Origin of the sequence: Paenibacillus sp. DCT19 (genome assembly GCF_003268635.1) — a bacterium.
Classification (GTDB): domain Bacteria; phylum Bacillota; class Bacilli; order Paenibacillales; family Paenibacillaceae; genus Paenibacillus.
This window is the reverse complement of record NZ_CP029639.1, coordinates 4,262,171-4,287,053: the sequence shown is the minus strand read 5'-3', so window position 1 is coordinate 4,287,053 and position 24,883 is coordinate 4,262,171. Positions and strand designations below refer to the sequence as shown.

The 24,883-nt window shown below is 45.5% G+C and carries 25 protein-coding genes; 16 read left to right on the top strand and 9 right to left on the bottom strand.

Annotation, left to right across the window (positions count from 1 at the left end; translation table 11 throughout):
* Positions 1-47 precede the first annotated feature (47 nt).
* From DMB88_RS19455 to DMB88_RS19445, 3 genes are all read left to right on the top strand, one after another.
* The gene (locus DMB88_RS19455; protein ID WP_254438257.1) at positions 48-2,012 is read left to right on the top strand and encodes an ATP-dependent DNA helicase; all 1,965 of its coding nucleotides are present in this window, start codon (positions 48-50) and stop codon (positions 2,010-2,012) included.
* 339 nt (positions 2,013-2,351) lie between these two features.
* Positions 2,352-3,356, top strand: a complete 1,005-nt coding sequence (locus DMB88_RS19450; protein ID WP_128102677.1) for an ABC transporter substrate-binding protein — start codon at positions 2,352-2,354, stop codon at positions 3,354-3,356.
* A gap of 133 nt (positions 3,357-3,489) precedes the next feature.
* On the top strand, positions 3,490-5,064 hold the full coding sequence (locus DMB88_RS19445) for a helix-turn-helix domain-containing protein (RefSeq protein ID WP_128102676.1): 1,575 nt from the start codon (positions 3,490-3,492) through the stop codon (positions 5,062-5,064).
* 212 nt (positions 5,065-5,276) lie between these two features.
* On the opposite strand, the gene cysK is transcribed toward DMB88_RS19445, so the two are convergent.
* The 4 genes from cysK to DMB88_RS19425 form a co-directional block, all read right to left on the bottom strand.
* Complete coding sequence (gene cysK, locus DMB88_RS19440; RefSeq protein WP_128102675.1) at positions 5,277-6,227, bottom strand: cysteine synthase A; 951 nt, start codon at positions 6,225-6,227, stop codon at positions 5,277-5,279.
* A gap of 276 nt (positions 6,228-6,503) precedes the next feature.
* On the bottom strand, positions 6,504-6,887 hold the full coding sequence (locus DMB88_RS19435) for a YhjD family protein (protein ID WP_128102674.1): 384 nt from the start codon (positions 6,885-6,887) through the stop codon (positions 6,504-6,506).
* Positions 6,888-7,496: 609 nt separating this feature from the next.
* Positions 7,497-7,730, bottom strand: a complete 234-nt coding sequence (locus DMB88_RS19430; RefSeq protein WP_056696440.1) for a hypothetical protein — start codon at positions 7,728-7,730, stop codon at positions 7,497-7,499.
* Positions 7,727-8,764: a nucleotide-binding protein gene (locus DMB88_RS19425; RefSeq protein WP_128102673.1), complete on the bottom strand. Its 1,038-nt coding sequence runs from the start codon at positions 8,762-8,764 to the stop codon at positions 7,727-7,729. Before DMB88_RS19425 ends, DMB88_RS19430 begins: the two co-directional genes overlap by 4 nt.
* Before the next feature lie 926 nt (positions 8,765-9,690).
* Between DMB88_RS19425 and DMB88_RS19420 the strand changes: the two genes are divergently transcribed.
* On the top strand, positions 9,691-10,419 hold the full coding sequence (locus tag DMB88_RS19420; protein ID WP_128102672.1) for a YitT family protein: 729 nt from the start codon (positions 9,691-9,693) through the stop codon (positions 10,417-10,419).
* 113 nt (positions 10,420-10,532) lie between these two features.
* On the opposite strand, the gene DMB88_RS19415 is transcribed toward DMB88_RS19420, so the two are convergent.
* The gene (locus DMB88_RS19415; protein ID WP_128102671.1) at positions 10,533-11,000 is read right to left on the bottom strand and encodes a DUF2188 domain-containing protein; all 468 of its coding nucleotides are present in this window, start codon (positions 10,998-11,000) and stop codon (positions 10,533-10,535) included.
* Between the two features lie 198 nt (positions 11,001-11,198).
* On the opposite strand from DMB88_RS19415, the gene DMB88_RS19410 reads away from it, so the two are divergent.
* On the top strand, positions 11,199-12,002 hold the full coding sequence (locus DMB88_RS19410) for a lipid II flippase Amj family protein (RefSeq protein ID WP_128102670.1): 804 nt from the start codon (positions 11,199-11,201) through the stop codon (positions 12,000-12,002).
* Between the two features lie 173 nt (positions 12,003-12,175).
* Here the strand turns inward: DMB88_RS19410 and msrA are convergent, their stop codons facing one another.
* Positions 12,176-13,147, bottom strand: a complete 972-nt coding sequence (gene msrA, locus DMB88_RS19405; RefSeq protein ID WP_128102669.1) for a peptide-methionine (S)-S-oxide reductase MsrA — start codon at positions 13,145-13,147, stop codon at positions 12,176-12,178.
* A gap of 138 nt (positions 13,148-13,285) precedes the next feature.
* Positions 13,286-13,897, bottom strand: a complete 612-nt coding sequence (locus DMB88_RS19400) for a TVP38/TMEM64 family protein (RefSeq protein WP_164848738.1) — start codon at positions 13,895-13,897, stop codon at positions 13,286-13,288.
* Between the two features lie 212 nt (positions 13,898-14,109).
* Between DMB88_RS19400 and DMB88_RS19395 the strand changes: the two genes are divergently transcribed.
* Positions 14,110-15,048 carry a Gfo/Idh/MocA family protein gene (locus tag DMB88_RS19395; protein WP_128102667.1) on the top strand — a complete coding sequence of 313 codons (939 nt, stop codon included), beginning with the start codon at positions 14,110-14,112 and terminating at the stop codon, positions 15,046-15,048.
* Between the two features lie 34 nt (positions 15,049-15,082).
* Positions 15,083-15,397 (top strand): hypothetical protein, encoded by a 315-nt coding sequence (locus DMB88_RS19390; RefSeq protein WP_128102666.1) that lies wholly within the window; start codon positions 15,083-15,085, stop codon positions 15,395-15,397.
* A 27-nt stretch (positions 15,398-15,424) separates the two neighbouring features.
* Here the strand turns inward: DMB88_RS19390 and DMB88_RS19385 are convergent, their stop codons facing one another.
* Positions 15,425-16,243 (bottom strand): AraC family transcriptional regulator, encoded by an 819-nt coding sequence (locus tag DMB88_RS19385; RefSeq protein ID WP_128102665.1) that lies wholly within the window; start codon positions 16,241-16,243, stop codon positions 15,425-15,427.
* A 168-nt stretch (positions 16,244-16,411) separates the two neighbouring features.
* On the opposite strand from DMB88_RS19385, the gene DMB88_RS19380 reads away from it, so the two are divergent.
* The 9 genes from DMB88_RS19380 to DMB88_RS19345 all read left to right on the top strand — a co-directional run bounded on the left by DMB88_RS19380 (position 16,412) and on the right by DMB88_RS19345 (position 23,995).
* Positions 16,412-17,527, top strand: coding sequence for a Gfo/Idh/MocA family protein (locus tag DMB88_RS19380; protein ID WP_128102664.1), 1,116 nt, complete (start codon positions 16,412-16,414; stop codon positions 17,525-17,527).
* A gap of 23 nt (positions 17,528-17,550) precedes the next feature.
* The gene (locus DMB88_RS19375; RefSeq protein ID WP_368028209.1) at positions 17,551-18,159 is read left to right on the top strand and encodes a sugar phosphate isomerase/epimerase family protein; all 609 of its coding nucleotides are present in this window, start codon (positions 17,551-17,553) and stop codon (positions 18,157-18,159) included.
* A 2-nt stretch (positions 18,160-18,161) separates the two neighbouring features.
* The gene (locus tag DMB88_RS32150; protein WP_368028208.1) at positions 18,162-18,314 is read left to right on the top strand and encodes a hypothetical protein; all 153 of its coding nucleotides are present in this window, start codon (positions 18,162-18,164) and stop codon (positions 18,312-18,314) included.
* Complete coding sequence (locus DMB88_RS19370; RefSeq protein WP_128102663.1) at positions 18,307-19,392, top strand: Gfo/Idh/MocA family protein; 1,086 nt, start codon at positions 18,307-18,309, stop codon at positions 19,390-19,392. Before DMB88_RS32150 ends, DMB88_RS19370 begins: the two co-directional genes overlap by 8 nt.
* A gap of 119 nt (positions 19,393-19,511) precedes the next feature.
* The gene (locus DMB88_RS19365; protein ID WP_128102662.1) at positions 19,512-20,480 is read left to right on the top strand and encodes a sugar phosphate isomerase/epimerase family protein; all 969 of its coding nucleotides are present in this window, start codon (positions 19,512-19,514) and stop codon (positions 20,478-20,480) included.
* 24 nt (positions 20,481-20,504) lie between these two features.
* Positions 20,505-21,233 carry a ThuA domain-containing protein gene (locus DMB88_RS19360; RefSeq protein ID WP_128104511.1) on the top strand — a complete coding sequence of 243 codons (729 nt, stop codon included), beginning with the start codon at positions 20,505-20,507 and terminating at the stop codon, positions 21,231-21,233.
* A gap of 300 nt (positions 21,234-21,533) precedes the next feature.
* Entirely contained in the window at positions 21,534-21,851 is a 318-nt protein-coding gene (locus tag DMB88_RS19355; RefSeq protein ID WP_056696466.1) for a winged helix-turn-helix transcriptional regulator, read from the top strand.
* A gap of 320 nt (positions 21,852-22,171) precedes the next feature.
* Entirely contained in the window at positions 22,172-22,903 is a 732-nt protein-coding gene (locus DMB88_RS19350) for a hypothetical protein (protein ID WP_128102661.1), read from the top strand.
* 378 nt (positions 22,904-23,281) lie between these two features.
* Complete coding sequence (locus tag DMB88_RS19345) at positions 23,282-23,995, top strand: hypothetical protein (protein ID WP_128102660.1); 714 nt, start codon at positions 23,282-23,284, stop codon at positions 23,993-23,995.
* 100 nt (positions 23,996-24,095) lie between these two features.
* Here the strand turns inward: DMB88_RS19345 and DMB88_RS19340 are convergent, their stop codons facing one another.
* Entirely contained in the window at positions 24,096-24,809 is a 714-nt protein-coding gene (locus DMB88_RS19340; protein WP_128102659.1) for a Crp/Fnr family transcriptional regulator, read from the bottom strand.
* Positions 24,810-24,883 lie beyond the last annotated feature (74 nt).

Below are 24,883 nucleotides of genomic sequence, written 5' to 3'. Positions count from 1 at the left end.
TTAGATAAAAATGCACCACCTATATAAGAATGGAGGCTGACCTAGGATTGTCTACACAACGTTATCCTTTTGCGTATGATCCGGCAGAACCTTTTGTATCCCGTCTGGGAGAATGGGTTGCCGATGTTTTCTATGATATTTTGCCTGAGTCCGGTTTCGAGGTGCGGGATGAACAGATTTTTATGGCGTACCAGCTCGAACGGGCCTATGGAGATAAAAAGACAATTATGGCAGAGGCCGGTGTTGGAACAGGGAAGACGTTAGTCTATCTGCTCTATGCGGTCTGTTATGCACGTTATACGGGGAAACCAGCGGTGATTGCTTGTGCCGATGAATCCCTGATTGAACAACTCGTGAAACCAGGTGGAGATATTGCGAAGCTGGCAGAGCATTTGGATCTGCAAGTGGACGCACGTCTAGGTAAGTCCCCTGATCAATATGTATGTTTGAACAAATTAAGTGCGGTACGATTCGCGGACGAAGATGCGCAGGTGATCGAAGAAGTGCACGAGAGTCTACCGGACTTTGTGAATTCTCCCGGAACACTTCAGGCATTCCATCCGTATGGGGATCGGAAGCAATACCCACATTTGAACGATCGTCAGTGGAACAAAATCAACTGGGATCCATTCCAGGATTGTTTTGTATGTCCAAAAAGACAACGTTGCGGCCTGACGCTATCACGCGATCATTACCGTCGTTCCAAAGATATCATTATCTGTTCCCATGATTATTACATGGAGCATGTGTGGACCTATGAAGCGCGCAAGCGTGAAGGACAATTGCCGCTGCTTCCGGATCATAGCTCGGTTGTATTTGATGAAGGGCATTTGCTGGAAGAGGCGGCTCTGAACGCACTGAGCTACAAATTGAAACATCGTATCTTCGAAGAGTTGGTTACTCGTTTGCTTGAAGGTGAGATTCGTGAATCCCTTGCGGAGCGAGTGGATGAGGCGATTGAGAGTAGTGAGCGATTGTTCAGACTGCTGGATACGTATACGGTGGCGATTCCCGGGTCGGAACGGAAGGAAGTTCGGGTAGAACCGCCATTGCTACGTGAGATTGAACGACTGACCAATGTGCTGGATGCGATTGGCGAGGAACTGGTATTTGAGAGTGGATTGTTCTCGCTGGATGGTTATCAGATGCGTGTCGTGGAAGAACATCTGGATATGATTCAGACGGCGTTATCTCTATTCCGTAAGGAAGATGGCTACATCTGCTGGGCGGAAGAGAACGAGGATGAGACGACATTGTCCATTATGCCACGTACCGTGAAGGAAATTCTGAATGAGCGTGTGTTTAATACGGGCATTCCAATTGTGTTCTCTTCAGCAACATTATCCGTGGACAATTCATTCCGTTATGTGGCGGACAGTCTGGGTATCGATGATTTTGTATCATTCTCGGTAGCTTCTCCATATGATTATGCGGATAAAATGCAGATGAAGATTGCGGATGAAGCAACATCAGGTCACCCCGAAAACGAAAATCGTTTGCGTGACGCAGTGTCATTGCTCCAAGCAAGCGGGGGACGTGCACTCATTCTATTCCGTACGATGGAAGAGCTGCGGACGTTTAAGCAGGATATCGTTCAAGTTCCTGAAGCGCAAGGATTGCGGTTCATGTATGAGGGAGACCGGGAGATCAGCGATCTAATTGCAGCATTCCAGCAGGATGAGGAAAGTGTACTCTGTTCGGTTAACCTATGGGAGGGCTTGGATGTGCCAGGACCGTCGTTGTCCAACGTGATGATCTGGTCGCTTCCATATCCTCCGCAGGATCCTGTGTTCAATGCCAAACGGAATGCATCCTCTTCTCCTTATGAAGAGATCGATCTTCCGTACATGTTGCTTCGTGTGAAGCAAGGTCTTGGACGTTTGATTCGGACAAGCAGTGACTCTGGTTCGGCGGCGATCCTTGATGAATCATTGTATACCAAAAAGGAAGCGAAAGACCGCATTGCAGCTCTGCTTCCTGAAGGTGTGGAATGGACAACCCTGACCCATTAAACAACCGCCCTTTGATGTGGTTGAAATGGTTTTGGTTTGTTATAGATAATAGATCAGGCTTTTTCTAGTATAAGTTCTTGTTCTCTGCGGGTTTACAATCCGTGTGAGAGCAAGGACTTTTTTTGTTTGGTTAGGCTTTACTTTCTAATAGTAGCGTTGGATCAAAATGGGGTTGAAACGATTCACTAGCGCATTATGGGTGCCTGAGAAGTGTCCGAAATGTATAAGATGGCTGCTAGGATTGTACATTGAACAGAGAAGAGAGACTTGTTAGAATCAAAATACTTATCATGATAATGATAATCATTATCTTATTTACTTAAATAGGGGAGGAAAAAAATGTTTAGCAAGAAAACGGGTATAGGAATTGTACTTGCTCTGGTTCTGATACTGACGGCTTGTGGAAGCAAAGCAGCTACAGAGCCGGAGGAAATAACGACGGAGCCAGTTCAACATACTGCAAGCCCCGAGACAGCACAGGAAGAGACAAAGCAGGAAAATACGGAAGGACAAACGAGGGTCGTACAGGATGAATTTGGCGATGTAGTCATACCAGTAGCTCCCAAGCGGGTCGCTGCTATTTATTTGGAAGACTATCTAACCGTTTTGAATGTAGAACCGATCGTCCAGTGGTATCATCCATGGTGGGGCAAGCAGGATTATCTGAATTTGGATGTTCCGCTCTTTGATATGACAGGTAGCATTGAAGCCTTGCTGGACGCAGAGCCAGATATCATTATTGTGGATGGAAGCGTGGATGCGGCTAAATACGAAATGTATTCAAAGGTAGCGCCGACCTACCGCTTAAAGGAAGAGATTCTGCTCGATCCGGAAGCTATTCTCCGTACGATTGCAGATTTGCTGGGTGTTCAGGATCAGGCTGTAGCAGCTATGGAACAGTATAGACAGGTGATGAATGAGACCAAGCAGCAACTGCAAGCGGCTGTTGGAGATGAGACGGTTGCCGTATTGCGTCTTGAAGTTGGTGAAAAGTCGCTTATTATGTTTAGTGAAGACAATCGCTATATCGGCAATATCTATGATCAAATGGGGTTAACACCAGCACCGCTCGCTACGCGTATGGAAGGCTTTAACGAGTTACTGTCCGAGGAAGTGCTTCCTGAGCTCGAAGCTGATCATATCATCCTGTTTACTTCTGATGGCAATTGGGATTCGGAGAACAACAAGGAAGCAATTGCCTGGTTGGAAGGCTCGCTCTGGAAGAACGTTCCGGCTCTTAAAAAGGGACAGGTTTATATTGTGGACAGATCGCACTGGCAGTCTGGTGCTATGAAAGCAAACTTAATGAAGGCAGACGATCTGCTGAAAAATCTTGTCAAATAAGCTGAAACAGATTGGCGGACTCCGATTTGCACGAAGATGTGTGCAGGTCAGAGCCCGCTGTTTTGTGTTGCGACGTGGGCAGCTTTCTTTTACAATTAATATTGAGAATTAAAATCAATTAGAGCTATCGCTAATGCCGAGGGTTGATGAACTGATGTATGGATATAAGCACATTGTGCAAGAAATAATAGAGGCTGGTCAAGTCAAGCAGCAAATAAAGTGGTGCGTGCAAGAATACTCGTTGTTGATTGTCACCGCAGGTGCAGGTCAGTTGTTGTGGAATGAAGGACAGTACGAGCTTACACAGGGAAGTTGTTTTATTGCGAAGCCGGACCATGAGTATGAGATAGAGTCAAGGCTTGGTACCGTTGAGATTTATCGAATTATTTTTGCTCCTTTGCCGAGTTCAGCCGCAACATATACAGATGCGCTTCCTTGTGATGTGCTGCTTTCGTGCCACCCGTTCTCGCGTTGCCTGGAGCTTGTTGAAGGGATATTTCGTATTAAGGACGCGCAGGATATGATGAGCGAGATGCGAAGACATATTCTATTACAGGAGTTTTTAATGATGCTCATTGCACAAGGTGTTGTTGCTGGGACTGACTGGCATCAACACATTAGGCAATCTCTGAGGTATATCCAGGAGCATTACAATCTACCGCTTACAGTTGATGATCTGGCGGATCACGCCAATATGGAGCGCTGGCGCTATGCAAGAATGTTCAAGCAAGTAACAGGGAAAACGCCGCTTGACTATATCAGTCAACTGCGGATGAGCAGAGCCAAGCAGTTGCTTAGTGGCACGGAGGATCGTATGTTTGATATAGCGAGTCATGTGGGTCTGAGCAACGAATACTATTTTAGCAAAAAATTTAAAAAATCCGTAGGTGTATCGCCGGGTCAATATCGTCGTCAATGCCGGGATCACGTACGCGTCTTTAGCCCCTTCATGGAGGATTATTTGGTCGCTCTGGGTATTGTTCCTGTTGTGCAGTCCTGCCATGCAGGCTGGGGAAAGCAGGATTATCTTGGCTTGAACCATATTCCTGAGTTGGATATTGAGGGGGATGATCCGGACAGGCTAAGTGTTTATAAGCCAGACGTAATCCTGCTGGAGTCGGCATCCTTTAGATGGAAGCTGAATGAATATCAGCAGATTGCACCTCATATTACACTGTCCAGCCATAGTGAGAACTGGCGCCAAATGCTGGTATCTGTTGCCGAAATGTTTGGAAAAACATCAGTAGCCGAAGAGATGATCGCGCAATACGAGCATCAGGCAGCCGCCGCCCGTAGCACACTGGAGAGACGCGTGCAAGGACAAACGGTTGCGATGCTGCGGTTATCCTCATGCGGGTTCACATTATATGGCGGAGAGAAGCACGGTTATACGGGACCAGTGCTGTACGGTGATTTGGCTTTGGAGCCACATTCACTAGTTCGTCGATTGACCAAGGGAGCTCGCAAGGCTGAATTAACGGCAGAGCAGCTAGGCTTGTTGGATGCAGATCATATTTTTATCACCTTTGATAATGAAGATGGTCAAAAAATGGGTCTCAAATATCTATCTTCCCCAGTCTGGAACAGCCTGCGTGCCGTACAGAACAAGCGCGTATATGAGGTGGATTTTCTAAGCTGGATGAATTATGGGCTGCTGTCCAACCGCAAGAAGATTAATGATGTACTGCATTTCTTAGGGAGTGTCTGAAAACTCCGAAGGACGCAGATTTTGCCGAATTTTCGTTCCATGCCAGGAAGTTTTCCGCAGGCGTGCCGAGGCACGTCAAGGGAAAGTGACGCAGCAGGGGGCGAAAAGGGGGTAAAAGATGCACTTCAGTGAGTTTTCAGACACGACCTAGGCTAAACGCTTGTGTGTGTTGCATCATAGAAGTTGTCCTATGCACAGATATGGTTGATGTGTTAAAAAATACCCATGCTCAAATACCGTTCCCCGGTATCCGGCGCAATGCAGAGCACCCGGTGCCCTGGGCCTAATTCCTTCGCGATGCGAAGGGCAGCCCACACCGAAGCGCCAGATGAAGGGCCTAGTAGCAGCCCTTCCCGGGCAGCAAGCTGCCGCATCGTATCCAGTGCGTCCTCATCGGACACCTGGATGATGGCATCCCATATGTCGGTATTGAGAATGTCCGGAATGAACCCCGGACTTGTACCGACAAGCTTGTGCGGTCCAGGCTCGCCGCCGGACAGCACTGGTGAACCTTTGGGCTCGACTGCATAGATGTGGATGCCAGGCAATTGTTTGCGTAATTCTTCTCCAGTCCCTGTAATGGTACCGCCGGTTCCAGCTGTTGCGATGAATGCATCCAACTTTCCGTCCATCTGCTCTATAATTTCAGGAGCGGTGGTGATGCGATGAATATCTGGGTTTGCCTGATTCTCGAATTGCTGAGGAATGAAGCTTCCGGGCAAGCTCGCATGAAGCTCTTTCGCTTTGCGAATAGCACCAGGCATCCGCTCGTCTGCGGGAGTAAGGACGACTTCTGCGCCATATGCCTTAAGGATGTTAATCCGTTCCTTCGACATATTATCAGGCATGACCAGAATGGCTTTGTAGCCTTTGGCTGCCGCGTTCATAGCCAAGCCAATTCCCGTATTACCGCTGGTTGGCTCAATAATGGTCGCTCCAGGAAGCAGCAGTCCGGCTTGTTCAGCCTGGTAAATCAGGTTGTAGGCCGCACGATCCTTAACACTTCCGCTTGGATTAAAATACTCTAGTTTAACGTACACCTCGGCAGAATCGCTGCCCGTGAGCCGGCTCAGCTTGACAGCTGGGGTGTTACCGATGAGTTCGGTGACATCGGCGGCAATGCCTGTATATTTTCTGGATGGTTGTATAGAATTTGAATCCATAAGTCAACTCCTTGATAGATAAGACGTTGGGACGTGTCTTGTTTGGTTCATAAACGATTCGAGTTCATGTCTTATTGGAATGGTTGGATATGTCTACTCCATCTTAATGAAAGTGACCTTGAGAGGTCAACCTATTTGGTTAAGCTGGTTAAGTCGAGCTGAAGCCTTACGAGGGGGAAGAAGTGTATAAATGTTACCTGTAAATGGAAAAGAAGAACAGGTGGGCAGAGCCTGTTATTGTTATGTCTACAGAATCTACCCTCTTGTATGTAAAGATCAAGATTGTGTTAGATCCGTTTGCAGATGGCGGCTCAGCTCTTTTTTTACTTCATTACGTGCAAATGTCCACAGCATATAGAACCGTTGCCAGTATCCTCTGCATAGGTACACCGTCTCGATCCCCTCAGTTTGCCTTTTTTCCTCCAGTACTTTGACTCCGCGCGTTCTCATCTGTTGGCGAAGGTGCAGCATCTCTTGAAGTACATCATTCTGAATGTTTGTTAACGAGAGGATGTATACCTCGGGCATCTTCAGCAGTAACGTGTCTAGTGTGTGAATATCTCGTTCAAGTACATCAAGAAGCAATGTGCGAACAACGAGACCTTTGATTAGGCGATGATCCTCATCCGCAGGGGATGGGGCGGAAGGAGAGGATGACATAAGTTCACTTCCTTATCCTATAATTGGAATTTTACATTTACAGAACGTATGTTCTTATATTATAATCAATATATGCAATATAGATACGTATGACAACAGAGAAATATTGGAAGCAGGCAATCAGATGAATAGCTGTGGAGATCTGACTGAATGTGCAAGCGTCCATTAGAAGATAGTTCGGAGCTGAGAGAAAGGGACAGGCTCTCTCCAAAATTTAGGTATAATTTTAGTGTGCAGAAGGAAACATAAGGCATAAGTAACCGGGATTGATGATGTTACGCAGGCTTTGACCATGGATGGTGCACGGCGGAGTTGGTCGGAAAGTGAATCTAGTACAATTGAATAACTGTAAATGAATAAGTACAAGTGAACACAGTAAAAGATAGAACGATTTTGATAAACAACAAGAATGAATAAATGAATACGCTGAAATGCAACAAATTGCGGTAGGAAGCCAGAGAAGAAGGAATCCTCCAACGTATTCTTTGGCTTCCTGATGACAGGCAATAAAAAAGCTCTGCCTTGGGCGGCAGAGCCTGTGGAATACTGCCGATTCAGCGGCAGTCAGATGATGTGTTCAGACTTGAATACAACGCTTCAAGCGAAAGCTTAAGCAAGGTATTGTGGTTTCTCGTAAAGAGCTTCTTTTTCCAAGATGACCTTATAAGGTCGTTCTTTACCCTTCAGAGAAGGACCAATTGTAATGAGTGGTACAGCCGGTTTGTGGAAACGTTCCTCTTCCTTAGGTTCCGGAACCGGTCGTGATGATTCGGGCGCAGAACTGAGGCGTACCTTTTTCTCGCTGCCCCAGCGCTTGCTTATTTTTTTCATTTCCGGTCTCATTCCGGGTCGCCTCCTAACAAATCGTTGATGGCGTTGAACAGTTGACGGTTCTGAAGGTCAATCTGCTGGAATATCGCCTCATCCGCTTCAATATGACCAATGATATGCACCGTAATGACATACCTCTTGGCTACAGGATAGCATAGCAGATATTCTTTCTCAAGGTAATCGTCGTATAGATTGATTTTGATTTTATTTTCGCGGTAAGAATCAATGACCAGTATTCGCTTTGGATCGTCAGGTTGTTTGTCATCATTAGCAGATAAGTCATATTTTCTTCCCGGTTCCCCAACATTACCACATAATTGCTCTATATAACCACGATCATCTGTACGGTAGATGGCTGTACCTCTAACAGCGAATGGAGATTGAGATACAAAGGCAGTTCGTAGTGCGTCGCTCATTCGCTCCAGCATCTTGTCATCTGCTCTGCGGGTGCGCAGCAATTCCCTAAAGAATCGCAGCAGCTTGAGCAGCTGCACCCGCGCCTCTCCTTCGGTTCGTTTGTGTTTCTCAATGATTCGCTCCATCTCAGGATCGCTCCAGCGTCCCTGTTCTTCAATGCTGTCCGCAATTTTGGAGCAAGCTACGGAGACGGCTGGCGCCCATTTCCCATCTGATCGAATTTCATATACCAATGGATTTAACCCCAATAGATCTGTGGGCATACGTAAGCCTTCGACTTTTGCAGCGTCCTTGATATCTGTAATATCTTCAGGAAGAATGAAAAAAATACGTTTTCGTCCCAGACGTCCCATAAACAAACCCATTTCCAGCATTGTATTATCACGAACCGAGGCGTAGTACTTTCCACGGATTTTGGATATATCATCTGGATGGAAAATAAAAATGGCAAAGTCGGTTGTGCGTACTTCTGCTTCCAAATCATCCATTGTATAACTGCTTGGATTAAAAACCCCAGAGTACCAAGGGGTAACCTCGGCCGAGAAACGCAAGTTTTCGTGTACTGCTGCTGCAATCGGCTTCGCTTCCAGCGAGCAGCCAATAAACACTCTTGGCTTTAACGTTTTCATCAATCCGCCTCGCTTAAACGGTAGTGGGATTCAATTGTTATATTATACCATAAAAAGCAGAGTAAGTCTGAAAAACGTCTGTACCTGTTGCCGAATTATTTGAAATACATTTGCTACAGTGTATGTATGACGGGGGATTGATTCCTTTACTTTTCTTGAAAAAATAAAAAAAAGCCCCAATTTGTCACAGATGGGTGACTGGACAGTTATATTTGAAGCCATCGGTCATAGAATGAAGGAGCAGGTTGCACGATTAGTAAGATAACCTAGTACTGGTGTGGCTGTTTGACGGTTAATCAAGGACAGAGCCTGCTTTATGCACGTTTTTGCTGGGTCGGTTGTTTAGACCCACTCCCGTCGGTGTTATATAATAAAAGAACAAGCAAGTTAGCTTTGGTGTTTAAGCAGAATTGAATGATTACAGGTTTGGAGTCACGTTTTTGAACTTATATTCACACAGGAACGGAGAGTGCAGAACCCATCTGTAGAAGCGAAGCGCTCGCGTTTATCACAGGATTTTTCCTTTTAAAAAAAGGAATCACAAAAATCCGGGCATAACAGCGATCGAAAGAGGGTACTGCAATCGGAGTGGTTAGGTGTGAAACAAGGTGTTCAATGTTGTGCCTCTGTAATGTTTCAGTTCGTTTAACCAGACACAGCTAACCAACAAAAGATAGAAAGGATCAGGATACCATGAGTTCCCGAAGGACAATCTCCCCAAGGACAATCTGGAAACGTTACGATCTCTCATACACATAGCGCCCCTTGTAGAGTAAACCAACCGTAGTAAAAAAACGGCTGACTCTGCGAAAGAGGGGATTGGAAATGAAGATTCGAAGGACATATACGATGATTTCTTCCAGGCTTGCCTTTTGCAGGGTACGGTCGGTCTAAAAAACCAACCTACAAACTGTGAGGGAACCTGTATGAAGAGAACATCGTTAACAATGCAACAAGTGAAGACAGAAGCGGGCAAGCTGGCGATTATGCTGCTCGGTACATTTATTTTGGCGTTTGCCTACTATCACATTAATTTTCAGAATCATTTATCGGAGGGCGGATTTGTCGGTCTGGCCCTGTTAGGGAAATACGCAACAGGCTTATCTCCAGCAATTGGTATGCTGCTGCTGGACATTCCTGTCATGATTCTAGCCTGGTACCTTAAGGGCTGGAGATTCATGATTCAGGCGCTACTTGGTGTAGGTGCATTCTCCCTATTCTATGATGGCTTTGAACGATATTCTACACTAGTGATGTCGTTTAATGGGAACCTGTGGATTCCCGCAGTGCTATCCGGTGTGTTGACAGGGATAGGCGCAGGGATTGTGCTTCGATTTGGCGGAGCGACAGGTGGAGACGATATTCTGGCGGTGCTGGTAAGCCGCTGGAAGGGATGGAAGCTGGGAACAGTTTTCTTCGTCAGCGATGCATTTGTATTAGGATTGTCGCTTTTCTTTCTTCCGGTAAAAGAAACTTTATATACGATTCTGGCCGTATGGATTGCGAGTAAAGTCATCACGTACGTCGTGAGTATCCCGGCACGCGGAACGGTTGTTACAACTTCTGCTGTCAAACTGCCGATCCCATCGGTAGCGACCAAGGCTGTGAACGTTGCTTCACAACGCACTGCGGTAGCAAGAGGGGTAACACATTAACCATACGTTTCAGAACCATAGATGGATGAACGGTACAACAAGATATTGAATGAACAAAATCCCATTTGCCCGCAAGATCAGCGGCAAATGGGATTTTGTATTTAAGAACATATTTAGGATTTAATCGATGAAGCGATCTGTCCATCCTGGTTATGGATAATGGCTCGAATGTTCTGTTTATGGCTGAGTGCTTTGGCTGCATCCACGGCTTCTGCTTTTGTATCGAATGTGGACTGATAGGAGGGCTTTCCTTCCTCCTTAATCGCCCAGCCAGAATCTGTAGGCACAACATGAATGTTGTCATGACTCTTCGATGAGGCTACAGGTTCAGAGTGACGTCGCTCCGTAGAGGAGGATTGGCGAGGAGCTGATTTTTTTCCGGATGATGAGTTAGCGTTAGAGTTTTGGGATTCGGGATGATTCTCGCCCCACTCTTCGGCTTTCGCTGTAGCAATCGGAATAGCTCGTCCTTCCTCATAACCGTCCTCCAGCAGAGCATTAGCGATCTCAATAGCCTTATGTCGGATACGTGGCTCTAGATTTTTCATTGAGACAGGATAATCATGTTTGTTCCAAGGCATATGAATTCCCTCCTGTGCAATATTGGATTAGTTGTATATTACCCTCTCCGGGAAGGGATAAACGAATGGATTTTGTTTGAGAAGATGTGGCTGAGCTGATCTAGATAGAAGACGCTTCCTATACTTTTGAAGGAACGAGGGGTATAATGCTGTTCAGGTATTAATGCACTTCTTAGGAAAAATAAAGGAGATTTACATATGTTCAGTCTAAGCTTAGCGATTCCAATGGTATTTACCATGTTAATTCATGCAGCGGATAGTTTATCCTATGCTTTGCGTCTTGGTGGATTACGTACGCGTCGGATTGCACTAGCGATATCGTTATCTGGGATTTTATTGTTAGTATCACGTACGTCCAATATGGCTCAAGGGCCAATGGTAGGCAATCTGGTAGACACAGCTTCCAGTGGGGGAACAACAAATTTTGCAACACAGCTTCATTGGTTAATGGGGGCGGCTACGATCGGAACAGCACTTGCTATCCTTTGCTTTCCCACGATGGTGAAGCTGTCTTCCCGTATGGTTGTGCATTTTGAAGCAGCAGGTTCCATTCCAACGATGGTTCGCGGAATGCTGAAGCGTAGCAAGATGAAGAATGCGATGTATTATATTACTCCACCGTCATGGGTGATGGCGAAGCAATTAGTCCAACATGGCATGCCTAGACGTCTGATGACGTTGAACATTGCCGTGACGGCAATCTATACAACAGGTGTGCTCTCAAGTTTGTATGCGGCATACCTGTACCCTAGTCAGGCAATCGCTGCTTCCCAATCCACAGGATTAATCAACGGTATTGCAACCATTTTGCTCACGATTCTGATTGATCCACGCATTTCTCTTCTTAGTGACAAATCATTACGCGGTGAGATCAAGCTGGATCGGATGAACCAGATCTATGGCTGTATGCTTATATCCCGTTTGTTCGGTACGTTACTTGCACAGCTGCTGTTGATTCCTTTTGCATATTGGATCGGCTGGATCGTAGGTTTAATACATTAAATTCTCCTGACCTTGAAGGGTAACAACATATTTGAGCCGCCAATATTTAGATTTTTGAATTAACTCAAAAGGTGTATGGCATGGCTATAGCCATAATAAAAAGCAACGGCATACTCGCCGTTGCTTTTCTGTGTGTCGTTCTCAAGTTTCATTTGAGTGCGTGCATCTTAAATTTAACGGGATTCGTTAAAAAGTACGGCGTACTCGCCATAACCTTCCTTCTGAAGATCCTCTTTGGGTACAAAACGAAGGGCCGCCGAGTTAATGCAATACCGCATACCGCCAGCTTCCGCAGGACCGTCGTTGAACAGGTGACCCAGATGTGAATCACCTTCCCGGCTTCTCACCTCAGTACGAATCATGAAGTGACTAAGATCGGTTTTTTCCTTCACGTTGTAGTCGCGAAGAGGGCGTGTGAAGCTTGGCCAGCCGCAACCCGAGTCGTACTTGTCTGTAGAACTGAAGAGTGGTTCCCCAGACACGATATCGACATAAATGCCATCTCCATGGTGATCCCAGAATTCGTTATGGAAAGCAGGCTCCGTTGCATTGTTCTGCGTAACCTCGAACTGCAGAGGAGTCAGGCGCTCTTTCAGGCTATTTTTATCCACGTTGGCCGACCAGTTACGCTCAATAAAGTCTTGGCGACCAGAACCTTTGCTATACCGCTTATAATGGGCAGGGTTCTTCCGATGGTAGTTTTGGTGATGCTCTTCTGCCTCATAGAACGTTTTTGCTGGCAAAATAGGTGTGAAGATCGGTTTATCAAACCGTCCGCTCTGTTCTAGTGCTGCTTTGGATGCTTCGGCAATCTCACGCTGTTCCTCCGTGTGGTAGAAGATCGCAGTTTGGTAAGAGGATCCACGGTCATGAAATTGTCCACCTGCATCGGTAGGATCAATCTGCTGCCAGAATAATTCAACAAGCTTCTCGTAAGGGAAAATTGATGGGTCAAACGTAATTTGAACCGCCTCTACGTGTCCTGTTGTTTCGGAGCATACTTCTTCATAAGTTGGGTTCTCGGTATGTCCACCTGTATAGCCTGATACAATTCCATGAATACCAGGCAATTCCTCAAAGGGGGATACCATACACCAGAAGCACCCACCTGCAAAAGTTGCTTTTTCACTTGTGTGTTGTTCCATGCTATAGTCACTCCATTTCTGATGAAGATTGTTTACCCCTCTATTATATCCTGAATTGGCAAGCCAACCAAGTCGGATAGAGAGCAAGGTTCTTTTGGTACCTAACTCAGTCTTTAGACAGTCCTTACTAACAGGCACTTAGACCTTTTTTCGAGAACGAAAACGGAACACAAGTAAAATAACCGTCATGAACAATAAATAAACGCCAAGAACGAGTAGACTGAGCCAGATGGATTCACTTGCTTGGGCTCCTGCATATGCAAATACAAAAATAGCGGGCATTTTGCCAATGGCAGTAGCAATCATGAACGTCCAGAAGGGAGTGTACGTGATGCCTGCATAAATATTGACGGCTGTTTGAGGAACAACGGGAAGCAGTCGTAGAGTCATAACGCCCATAAAAGGGTGTGCTTCCATCCAAGAGGTGAATCGGTTAAGTCCTCGTATACGATCCAAGTAGGATCTAGCCTGAGCTCTAAATACATATCGTGCACCTGCATATACCAGCAATGCTGCGAGTGTTGTTCCTGACCAGCTTACCCAGGCAGCCATGGTGGTACCATAACTGTAACCCAGAGCAGCAATAACAAACTTATATGGAATAACAGGGACAAGGGCAAATAACATTGCAATGATAATAAGCATAGGGATGGATTGATGGGTATCCGTCCATTCCAACAGTTCATATCTGTACATAAACATGACTCCGGCAAGCAAAACATATAACAGGAGCCAAAACCATTTTCGCAAAATCTTAATGCTCCTTTCAGCATCAGAACATTCTGAGCTACGTTTAATCAAAAGTAAACTTGCCTGAACCACATTGATTAATTGTACCATGTTCGTTCAGTGAGCGCTTAGTTGGAAGCTGACTCAGGAACCTTACTGGCATGTTGCCCTCCGAAGGGTTACACTATAGGACGTGGAAATAAAGAACTCTCGTTGAAGGTGGAATGCTCATCATGGACACAACTAAGCGAACCCGTGTTGGAATCATTGGTCTCGGGGGAATTGCAAGTAAAGTATATTTACCGTTATTAAGCACGCATTCGAAGGTGGAGATTGCAGGTGTAATGAATCGCTCCATAGAACGAGTGGAGAACGTGCAACAAGCCTATAGATTAAGTAATGGGACAACGGATATCAAGGAATTGTTATCCTGGGAGTTGGATGCCGTATTTGTACATACAGCAACGGAAGCGCATTTTGAAATAGTGATGCAATGTTTGGAGCAGGGACTTGCCGTCTATGTGGATAAACCGCTGTCGTATAAGCTGCGTGAATCAGAAGAGATGACCGCTTTTGCAGAAGCGCAAGGTTTGCTGCTAGGAGTAGGCTTTAACCGCAGATTTGCTCCCTTGTATCAAAAGGCCAAAGAATGGATGCGTGCCGGTGGAGGCTATGACTCCTTAACTGTTACGAAGCATCGGACAGGCATTCAGGATCGTCCTGCGGCGGAAACGATTTACGATGATCTTATTCACATGCTTGATTTGTTATATTGGTATTCAGATGGCGATGTGGAGTTGCTTCAACATTGGATTCGTAAGACAGATACAGACAGGCTACTGCATGCGTCGGGCGCGGTGAAGCTTGGAAGAACAGCCTACGGAAGATATGATATGGTGCGGGAGGCTGGCGCAGATCTGGAGAAGATTGAGCTGCACGGTAGAGGGAGGTCTGTGGAAGTCGTCAACATGGAAATAGCCAGATATGCGGAGCGCGGCGGACTTGAACAGCAAGAGATGTTTGGAAGCTGGGATGGTATTTTGGCTCGACGGGGTTTTGCTGGAGCGGTAGATCATTTCCTTGCTTCCATAGAAACACCTGACGATTGCCTGATCAGTGCAAGTCATGTAATGGAGAGTCATGAGCTGGCTGAACAATTGATTCGTAAGTAATCCGGTATAGCGTACACATTAGGAGGAGTAACGTATGGACGAGTATGAGAAGGAACGAAACAAGCAGATTGAGGAAGCTGTCATTGAAAGTTATAAACAGGAAGAAGAAATGATGATTCTGGTTTTTGCCCAGTGGTGTGTCAATCAAGGGCTGGATCCGGAAGAGATGTACCGGCAAGCCTACCCAGATCAGCAGAGCAACGAGCGTTTACAGCAGGTGCTAAAACTGGTTGTATCCAAGGAGGAAGCCGGCGATATTCCGGATGATACCTTGCTGGGTGTTCTAGCGATGTTTGGCAATGATGATCTAGCAATGGTTGTATCAGAAGCGATTACTGCAAGAAAATAATTTTTAGAGTACAGCATTAATAACCGACTACATCTGCTCCCGATGGATAATGCGAAACTCCTTAGGCGACATGCCGAAACGGGAGCGGAATACACGGTGGAAATACGTATAATTGTTAAAACCGGAGGATTCGGCCACATGTTCCAGGGTCATCGGACTGAAGATAATCCGTTCCCTGGCCATGTTCAGCCTCACATCCAAGGTATATTGCATAATGCTTTTGCCAAACGCCTCTTTAAAAAGATGAACACACCGCGAAACACTAATTCCCACAGAAGAAGCAACATCCTCAAGCTTAAACAATGAGGACGCGTTCTCCTCAATATAACTTTTAATTTCATAAGCTACATAATTCGTATTCGTGATCGTTGGATGTTCGGATAATAGTCGATCGATTTCGAGACATAGGATGCGCATATAATAACTTGAAATCTCAGGATACGGATTGGAAATTCGGCGTTGCTCCAAAATAAGCTGGCGGAACAGTGTGAGCAGGCTCTCGGAAAGCTCCACCTTAATCCGGTTTGGTCGTTTGTGTCGTTTCCACCATTCATCCACCCAAGAACCATTGAAGAAGACATGATAATCTCCACTCTCGACGAGACGTTCTCCCATCGGATTAAGCTCATTGTCTATTTTCAGTTCATAGGGTTCGTCCGGGCTAAAAACAAGCAGATCGCCCGCATCGACTAGCGACATGGCACCATCTACACGAGCTCGGCAACGCCCATCCGTCTGGAGCCTCATCAAGTAGTTCTTCACCCCATCGGGCTGTACCATAGCATAGGGTTTACGGTGAAATGAGAAGCCTGCCGTGAGAACCTGGCAGGAATGATCGGTCGGCATAGGCATACTCCTTGCAAATCAAAAATTATGACCAGATAGTTCATGTTTCGATCATATTATTCATTTTAATTGAAGCCAAAAAGGAATACCATAGTGTTAGATTCAAGATACAGTAATTACAATTTAATAAAAACACTTCTCACGATACGTAAGGAGATGAAGGTCAACGTGGACAAAATGAAAGCAGGCATCATAGGGTGCGGCAATATTAGCGCCATTTATCTGGAGAATCTGAAGAACAGTCCCGTTATTGAGGTTGTTGCCGTAGCGGATCTGATCCTTGAACGCGCACAAGAACGGGCAGATGAATTTAATATCGCAAACGTTTACAATGTAGATGAGTTGCTGCAAAATAAGGAAATTGAGCTTGTCATTAATTTGACTGTTCCTGGTAGTCATGCAATGACGGACATAGCTGCTCTTGAGGCAGGTAAGCATGTGTATGCTGAGAAACCGCTGGCTATTTCTATAGAAGATGGTCGCAAAGTCATTGAACTGGCTGAAGAAAAAGGACTCTACGTCGGATCAGCACCGGATACATTCCTCGGATCAGGCATTCAGACGGCTCGTAAAGCGATTGAAGACGGCCTGATTGGTAAGCCGATTGCAGCTACTTCCTTCTTCATGGGCGGTGGTCCAGAAGCATGGCATCCGAATCCAGAATTCTTCTATATGGATGGAGGCGGACCTATGTTTGACATGGGGCCATATTACCTTACAGCTCTAGTAACATTGCTTGGGTCTATTCGTAGAATTAGCTCTTCGGCAGGGATTCAGATTGTAGATCGTAAGATTGGTTCTGGTCCTAAGGAAGGCACCTCGTTGCAAGTACAAACACCAACGCATCTTGCGGGAACCATTGATTTTAATGGCGGTGCCATTGCAACGATGATTACAAGCTTCGATATTCGGGGCGCTTCAGATCTGCCACGCATTGAAATTTACGGTACAGAAGGCACGCTCAGTGTACCTGACCCGAATTATTTTAATGGAGAAGTGAAGCTTCGCAAATACGGTCAGGATACGTGGGAGACGGTTACACCGATATTTGAAAGTGGTCAAAATGAGCGTGGTCTTGGTGTAAACGAGATGGTTGAGTCCATTCGTGCCGGACGCGAGAGCAAAGCAAGTGGCAAACTGGCATACCATGTACTAGAAGCTATGCATGCATTCCAGCGCTCGTCTCTTGAGGGCAAGCACATTTTGCTTGAAAGCAACTATGAATACAATGCAGCAACCAAAACAGATGACAATCAGACGGAGACTGTACCATCCACTAATTGATTTCAGATGAGGTGAAGCAGGAAATGTTGAAGATCGGACTACAGTTATACACCGTACGGGATGAACTGGAACGCGATTTTAAAGGAACGCTTGCTAAGATTGCGGAGCTCGGCTACCAGGGTGTGGAATTCCATAATTTCTATGGACACAGTGCAGAGGAAGTCAGAGCGATCGTAAATGAACTCGGATTGGAAATTGTAGGTACACATGTGCAATATAATAGCTTGAAAGAAGATTTGGATGCGGTTATCGCTTATCACAATGAACTTGGCAATCGGAACTTAATCGTGCCTTATTTGTCAGAGGAACAACGACAATGGGATGACGTATTTGCTTCGCTGAATGCAATCGGTGGGAAGATCGCAGCAGAGAATCTGGTGTTGTTCTATCACAATCATGATTTTGAATTTACAACACAAGTTGACGGTCGTCCGGCACTGTATGCGATGTACGAGACTGTTCCTGCTTCTCACCTACAGGTAGAGCTGGACTCATGTTGGGCGCATGCTGCTGGTTATCCACCAACGGAAGTGATTGCGAAGTATGCAGGACGCCTGCCATTGGTGCATTGGAAAGACATGAGTCGGTCAGAAGGGCGTGTGTTAACCGTTGAATTTGGCCAGGGGAAGTAGACTTGGAAGCGGTTGCTGTAGCCTCAGACCAAGCTGAAGCTGAGTGGCTTGTAGTTGAACAGGACGAATGTCAAAATCCATCATTACAGAGCATTGAGAACAGCATGAACTGGATTCGCAAATATGCCGCTAACGGAGGACCTATTCATGTCTAAAGTACTTAACATTGCTATTGTTGGTTGTGGTGGCATTGCCAAAGGAAAACATATGCCGAGTCTGTCCAAGCAATCTCAGGGTCGAATGGTCGCTTTCTGTGACATTGTGAAAGAACGGGCGGAAGAGGCGGCAGCTGAATTCGGAGCAGAGGGCGCCAAAGTGTACACGGATTATCATGAACTGCTGAAGGATGAAAGTATTGATGTGGTTCATGTGTGTACACCGAACGATTCTCACTCCGTTATCACTGTAGCCGCTCTGGAAGCTGGTAAACATGTCATGTGTGAGAAGCCGATGGCGAAGACATCTGAACAGGCTAAAGCGATGCTGGAGGCGGCACAACGTACTGGCAAGAAGTTATCCATTGCATATCAGAACCGCTTCCGTAGCGATAGTCAGTATTTGAAGCAGATGTGTGAGGATGGCGAGTTAGGGGATATTTACTTTGGTAAGGCGATTGCCCTTCGCAGACGTGCTGTTCCAACCTGGGGTGTATTTCTGGATGAAGAGAAGCAGGGCGGAGGTTCGCTGATCGATATTGGTACACACGCACTGGATCTGACCTTATGGCTTATGGATAATTACAAGCCTAAGAGTGTAATGGGCTCGACCTTCCACAAGCTTGGTCAGCGTGAAAATGCGGCAAATGCATTTGGACCGTGGGATCCAGAACAATTCAAGGTGGAGGATTCGGCATTTGGTTTTATCACCATGCAGAATGGAGCTACGATCATCATCGAGTCAAGCTGGGCATTGAATGTTGCCGAGTTCGGTGAAGCCAAATCGTTACTCTGTGGCACCGAAGGCGGTGCTGATATGCAGGATGGATTGCGCATCAATGGTGAGAAGCGAAGCCGGTTGTATGAAACGAAGGTTGATCTTGATGCAGGTGGAGTAGCCTTTTACAGTGGCAGTGCTGAAAATGAAGCAGATCGTGAAGCCAGAATGTGGCTTGAAGCGATTATTGAAGACAAAGAGCCTGTCGTTAAACCAGAGCAAGCTCTCGTAGTAACTCAGATTCTTGAGGCAATCTACGAATCGGCTCAAACAGGAAAAGCCGTTTATTTTGAATCCTGAATGGATAGAAATGATCTTCATTTTCCACAATAATGAGACGAGTAAGTGATCTGAACGGTTATTTATACAGCTTAACGAATCAGCAATTATACGACATTTATTCTAGGGAGGAATCGCACTTGAAACTCGGCGTATTTATGGTACTATTCGGAGGACGTAAATTAGAAGACGCACTTGATTATGTGGCATCCAAAGGGTTGAAAGCCGTTGAGATTGGTACGGGAGGACATCCGGGGAACGCACATTGTAACCCGGCAGAATTGCTTGGCAATGAAGCGGCATTGAAAAACTTCAAAAACGCAGTGGAATCACGTGGTTTGATGATCAGCGCACTGAGCTGTCACGGTAACCCATTGCATCCGCAAAAGGATATTGCAAAAGGATTCCATGATGACTTTGTCAAAACAGTTGAGCTGGCTGAGAAGTTAGAAGTACCTGTAGTGAACACATTCTCCGGCTGTCCAGGTGATCATGAGGATGCTAAATATCCGAACTGGCCTGTTGCACCGTGGCCGAATGATTTCCAAGAAATTTTGAAATGGCAATGGGAGAACAAAGTTATTCCTTACTGGACAGAGTGGGGTAAGTTTGCCGCAGATCGTAATGTTAAAGTAGGTCTGGAGCTACACGGCGGATTCTCAGTACACACACCTGCTACATTGCTTAGACTGCGTGAAGCAGCAGGGGAAGTCATTGGAGCTAACCTTGACCCAAGTCACATGTGGTGGCAAGGAATTGATCCTGTACAGGCGATTCACATTCTGGGACGTGAAGGCGCGATCCATCACTTCCATGCCAAAGATACAACCATTGATCCAATTAACGTGAATAAGCACGGTGTGACGGATATGCAGGATTATACGAACATGCTGGATCGAGCTTGGCAGTTCCGCTCGGTTGGTTATGGACATGATAACAAAACGTGGGCAGATATTATGAGCGCTCTGCGCCTTGTCGGATATGATTATGTTGTAAGTATTGAACACGAAGACGGTCTGATGTCGGTTGAAGAAGGATTCTCTAAAGCCGTACAAAATCTCCAGCAGGTATTAATTGAGGAACCGCTGGGCGACATGTGGTGGGTTTAGAGCTACATTAGGGGGAAATTAATGATGATCAACGTCACCATTTGGAATGAATTTGTCCATGAGAAAATTCACGATGAAGTTAGAGAAGTCTACCCGGACGGTCTCCATAGAGCATTGGCTGACGGACTTGGCGGCGAAGGTTTTGTGATTCGGACAGCTACACTGGATCAGCCTGAACACGGGTTAAGTGATGAGGTGCTGAATTCCACGGATGTGCTGATATGGTGGGGACATATGGCACATGATCGCGTAAGCGATGAAGTTTCGCAGAAGGTGACACAGCGTGTGTTAAACGGCATGGGTCTGATCGTACTACACTCAGGTCATTTCTCCAAACCGTTTAAAGCGCTGATGGGAACAAGCTGCGATCTGAAATGGCGTGTAGCTGACGAGCAGGAGATCGTATGGTGTGTCAATCCATCCCATCCGATTGCGGATGGCATCCACGACAAGATCGTACTGGAGAAAGAAGAAATGTACGGAGAATTCTTCGATATTCCAGTACCGGATGAACTGGTATTTGTGAGTAACTTCCAGGGTGGAGAGGTATTCAGGAGCGGATGCACGTTCCGACGCGGCGAAGGTAAAATCTTTTATTTCCGGCCAGGTCATGAGACATACCCGACCTATTACAAACCGGAAATTTTAAGAGTGATCAGCAATGCAGTGAAATGGGCATATCCTGCCCGTAGCTTCAAGCCGGAATTCGGTAAGAGCGAACCTGTAAGACCATTTGGTGGCGTGCTGGTCTAAGCCGCAATCTCTCGTGAATGGATAAATGTAGCATTATACCGAAGAACCCTTCTCCAAGTCTGTATGACTGTGGCAGTAGGGTTCTTTTTGGGTAATTTAGCTGTAAGAACGTGAGACGATATTTCCCATGGTTCTTCAGCCCCATGTAATGGTATACTGTGTAATATCATCAAAGAAGATGAAACCGGTTTATCCAATTGAAAGTTTTTAGCGGGAGACGTTTCCTTTAGCTCTCAAATATGTTATTATGAAATATACTAACAAAACGTAAGTGTAGTGATCTCTAAAGAGGTGATTAATGTGGAAGGCCAAGATTTGCGGATGTGTCCGCGTTTTGAAACCGCGTTTTCCTTTTTGGGTAAACGTTGGAACGGGCTGATTATTCAAACGTTGATGAGTGGGTCTAAGCGATTTAAGGATATTTCCAACCTCATTCCATCAATGAGTGACAAGATGTTATCCGAGCGGATGAAGGATCTGGAAAGTGAAGGCATTCTAATCCGTCATGTGTATCCAGAGACGCCGGTTCGTATTGAATACGAGTTGACAGAAAAAGGCAAGGCGCTCCAGCCGGTTATGAATCAAATTCAGGACTGGGCGGAGCATTGGGTTGACTAATTGATGTATTTCAATATGAACCCTAATTTTGAAGCAGGTAATGGACAGAAGCTCTTGATTTCACTGGAAATCGAGAGCTTTTTGTTTTAAGATACCAAGAAAGCATGTAGAGCAAAACTTCATCGGTTCGTACCCTCATCGTTCAATGTAGGTATGTTATGGGTCTTAACTATGTATGATAAAGATAATGGAATCCCTGACATAATTCTTGTGTGTTCTGCACATGTTGTCAGGAGTTGTAGTATAATTGTAAGAACAAGAACAACGTCTATTCCTTACAACTATGGCCGTATACGGTCGGAGCGAGGAGGCCACTTGTCATGAGAGAAGAAAGCTTATCCCGTGAAGTACGCTACGGCAAACAAGATATCGCAGAACTTGAGAACGCATCCATTCAGGTACATTTGATTTATAAGAAAGCAGCAGAACTATTCGTTCGCAATACGTATTCTCAATCGGTTAGGAATCAAGATTCCGATAAGCATCGGTTGGATCGCAGCAAGGGCTTAGGTTTAGCTCCGATTGTGCTGCAAAAATGGATTCAGACTTCTAGAGGCTGGAAATGCATAGGATGCGAACTGAGACATAATGAAGATCAGATTATGCCATTACATGCAGACACCTTCCTTCGTGGCTCATCATCTACAGCGAATGGGGAAGGACATGTGTTCAAGCCGGAAATGCTGATTCAAGCGATTGTGTGGGCTCAATATGAGAAGATTCGGATGTTCGCCCCATGGCTTGGTGATGAAGCATTCTACACAGCAGATGAATTGGATACCATTGCACGCTACATCGTGCCTACCTACTTCTCGGAGCGTCCACTCAATGAGCAGGGCAAATTGTTCAAAGTCCATCGTCCTTATGGTCAGATTCCGTTGTATCAGGAATATGTGACAGCACCTTCTTTATGTGTGCAGCTGGATGGCGAGATGTTAGAGGGACGACTACTTACAGGTGTATATGTTTCCGGGGAGCAGTTCTCTGGGCTGAATCCGTATCTAAAAGATGGAGACGGGGGCAGAACGTATATGCAAGCCTGCGTTCAGTAAAGGCAAATAACGATAAACTTATGGTGATTGGAAGTACTAATCACTTTATAATAAGAGGCGTTACATTTCACTGAGATGTGAATTGTAGCGTCTTTTTGTTAAGATAATAGAATGTAAAGTTTCCAGCGGAGCGGAACCAAGGCAGTATCGCATGAAAAATACAATTAAACGCGGTCTGTCTTCTGTGAAAATACGACGATAGGTGTTCTCTTATAAACTGGGTCAGATCACAGCAGACAAATGTCTAAACGTTCCATTTCCTACACATGCTATCCAATAAAAGTAACGGCATTGACACTTTTTTTAACGGGATTCTGTGCCATAATAGAGGGTATGGACAACAGGGTGAATGATTTTACGCAGGGTGGTGTTACCTACATGAATAAGAAAATCCCCGGTTTCATAGGCATATGCCTACTTATTTTAGTTATTCTCAGCGGATGTACAGAGACGCGGCCTTCGGAGCAGCCAGTGGTGCAGGAAACCGAATCCACGAATTCTATTACGGTTGCCATAGATGGCAGTACCTTTTTACCAGATGCAACTAAGTCGATCAAACGGGACTTTAGCGAAGGATTAACGCTTAAGAAGGCGCTAACGAACAGTGGGCTTGTTGATTTCACGGCTGATGGAAAACGAATTCAATCCGTCGGAGAGGTCTCGCTCGATTCCTCGTTAATCTGGGCTGTCAAATTGAATGGCAAAGATATTGATCCAGAAGATTGGAATATGGAGCTTCATGCCAAAGATGAAGTGATAATATATGTCAAAGCCGCTGACAGTTCAGGAGAAGGCGTAGCGTATCAGACGACCTTACTCAAAGTGAGCGGCGGCAACATTATGCCAAATCTTAATCGGCAATATGCTGGTGTGTATATTCAGGAGTGCACCGTTCGTGATGTATTAAAGTCCAGCGGCGTTGTGAGAATGTCTGAGAATAACAAATATGTGGTTGCTGTTGAAAATGTCATCCCACGAATGAATCAACGTTGGGTTATTAAGGTGAATGATAAGGAATTAATGGATAACGGCTTGGATATGAAGCTGAGTCCACGTGACGCGATTAAACTTGAATTAACGACGACATCCTAAATATCAAAAGGCCCATCTTCTACAGTGAGAAGATTGGGCCTTTTTTGTTATTTACATATTGCTACTTAGGATTATTGTAAGCGAATAATGAATAACTATCTTAGATCCGGCAGATCTCGCTAGGGCATAGTTCACAGTGACAGATGCCTTGCAGCATTTTCAGATCTTTGATAACGATCATGCCATTATCATATTCGATCGCGTCTTTTTTACGTAGATCACTTAACATACGGTTTACACTCTCACGGGTAGCACCAATCATATTGGACAGATCCGTATGCGTAATTTTTTTGTGGATGATCATATGATCGCCGTGTGGTTCACCATAAGAATTAGACAAACGAATTAAGGTAGAGCAGAGCGCACCAGGTTTGCCGTACAACATCAGATCACGGAATTTGGTCTGGGTGAGTCGATGGTGAATCCCCATCCATTTCATAAAATCAATGGCAAAGTCACAATGCTGACAGATCAGCATCTCCAGGTCTTTATGCTCCAATACACCTATTTCGCTGTCTTCCAGCACTTCTGCCGAGAAGGAATGCTTCGAACCGAAGAAAGGATCAGCCTGCCCAATCATATCTCCGGATTGATACATGTACATGATCAATTCTTTACCTTCATCAGTTGACTTCGTAATCTGGGCACGGCCTCTTTTCATATAATAAAGTTTGTCAGAGACATCGCCTTCCCAATACAGATGTGTTCCTTCGGGATAGGTTCTATCTTTCATCGTTACAAGTAAATGGTTGAAGTTCACATCCGAGAAACAGTTCGTATTCCCGCGTTTTTCCATCACTAGTTGGTCCCTCATAAGTCTATCTCCCCTTTGTCTCCAATCAAAGGCTGCATGTGGCTTACATGACCTTTGTGGTTCGCCGCAAACGG

What these genes read in the sequence shown, in the direction of transcription:
- DMB88_RS19450 (WP_128102677.1), top strand. Translation starts at nt 2,352, where the DNA reads ATGTTTAGCAAGAAAACGGGTATAGGAATTGTACTTGCTCTGGTTCTG.
- DMB88_RS19445 (WP_128102676.1), top strand. Translation starts at nt 3,490, where the DNA reads ATGCCGAGGGTTGATGAACTGATGTATGGATATAAGCACATTGTGCAA.
- cysK (WP_128102675.1), bottom strand. Translation starts at nt 6,227, where the DNA reads ATGGATTCAAATTCTATACAACCATCCAGAAAATATACAGGCATTGCC.
- DMB88_RS19435 (WP_128102674.1), bottom strand. Translation starts at nt 6,887, where the DNA reads ATGTCATCCTCTCCTTCCGCCCCATCCCCTGCGGATGAGGATCATCGC.
- DMB88_RS19430 (WP_056696440.1), bottom strand. Translation starts at nt 7,730, where the DNA reads ATGAGACCGGAAATGAAAAAAATAAGCAAGCGCTGGGGCAGCGAGAAA.
- DMB88_RS19425 (WP_128102673.1), bottom strand. Translation starts at nt 8,764, where the DNA reads ATGAAAACGTTAAAGCCAAGAGTGTTTATTGGCTGCTCGCTGGAAGCG.
- DMB88_RS19420 (WP_128102672.1), top strand. Translation starts at nt 9,691, where the DNA reads ATGAAGAGAACATCGTTAACAATGCAACAAGTGAAGACAGAAGCGGGC.
- DMB88_RS19415 (WP_128102671.1), bottom strand. Translation starts at nt 11,000, where the DNA reads ATGCCTTGGAACAAACATGATTATCCTGTCTCAATGAAAAATCTAGAG.
- DMB88_RS19410 (WP_128102670.1), top strand. Translation starts at nt 11,199, where the DNA reads ATGTTCAGTCTAAGCTTAGCGATTCCAATGGTATTTACCATGTTAATT.
- msrA (WP_128102669.1), bottom strand. Translation starts at nt 13,147, where the DNA reads ATGGAACAACACACAAGTGAAAAAGCAACTTTTGCAGGTGGGTGCTTC.
- DMB88_RS19395 (WP_128102667.1), top strand. Translation starts at nt 14,110, where the DNA reads ATGGACACAACTAAGCGAACCCGTGTTGGAATCATTGGTCTCGGGGGA.
- DMB88_RS19390 (WP_128102666.1), top strand. Translation starts at nt 15,083, where the DNA reads ATGGACGAGTATGAGAAGGAACGAAACAAGCAGATTGAGGAAGCTGTC.
- DMB88_RS19385 (WP_128102665.1), bottom strand. Translation starts at nt 16,243, where the DNA reads ATGCCGACCGATCATTCCTGCCAGGTTCTCACGGCAGGCTTCTCATTT.
- DMB88_RS19375 (WP_368028209.1), top strand. Translation starts at nt 17,551, where the DNA reads ATGTTGAAGATCGGACTACAGTTATACACCGTACGGGATGAACTGGAA.
- DMB88_RS19370 (WP_128102663.1), top strand. Translation starts at nt 18,307, where the DNA reads ATGTCTAAAGTACTTAACATTGCTATTGTTGGTTGTGGTGGCATTGCC.
- DMB88_RS19360 (WP_128104511.1), top strand. Translation starts at nt 20,505, where the DNA reads ATGATCAACGTCACCATTTGGAATGAATTTGTCCATGAGAAAATTCAC.
- DMB88_RS19350 (WP_128102661.1), top strand. Translation starts at nt 22,172, where the DNA reads ATGAGAGAAGAAAGCTTATCCCGTGAAGTACGCTACGGCAAACAAGAT.
- DMB88_RS19345 (WP_128102660.1), top strand. Translation starts at nt 23,282, where the DNA reads ATGAATAAGAAAATCCCCGGTTTCATAGGCATATGCCTACTTATTTTA.
- DMB88_RS19340 (WP_128102659.1), bottom strand. Translation starts at nt 24,809, where the DNA reads ATGAGGGACCAACTAGTGATGGAAAAACGCGGGAATACGAACTGTTTC.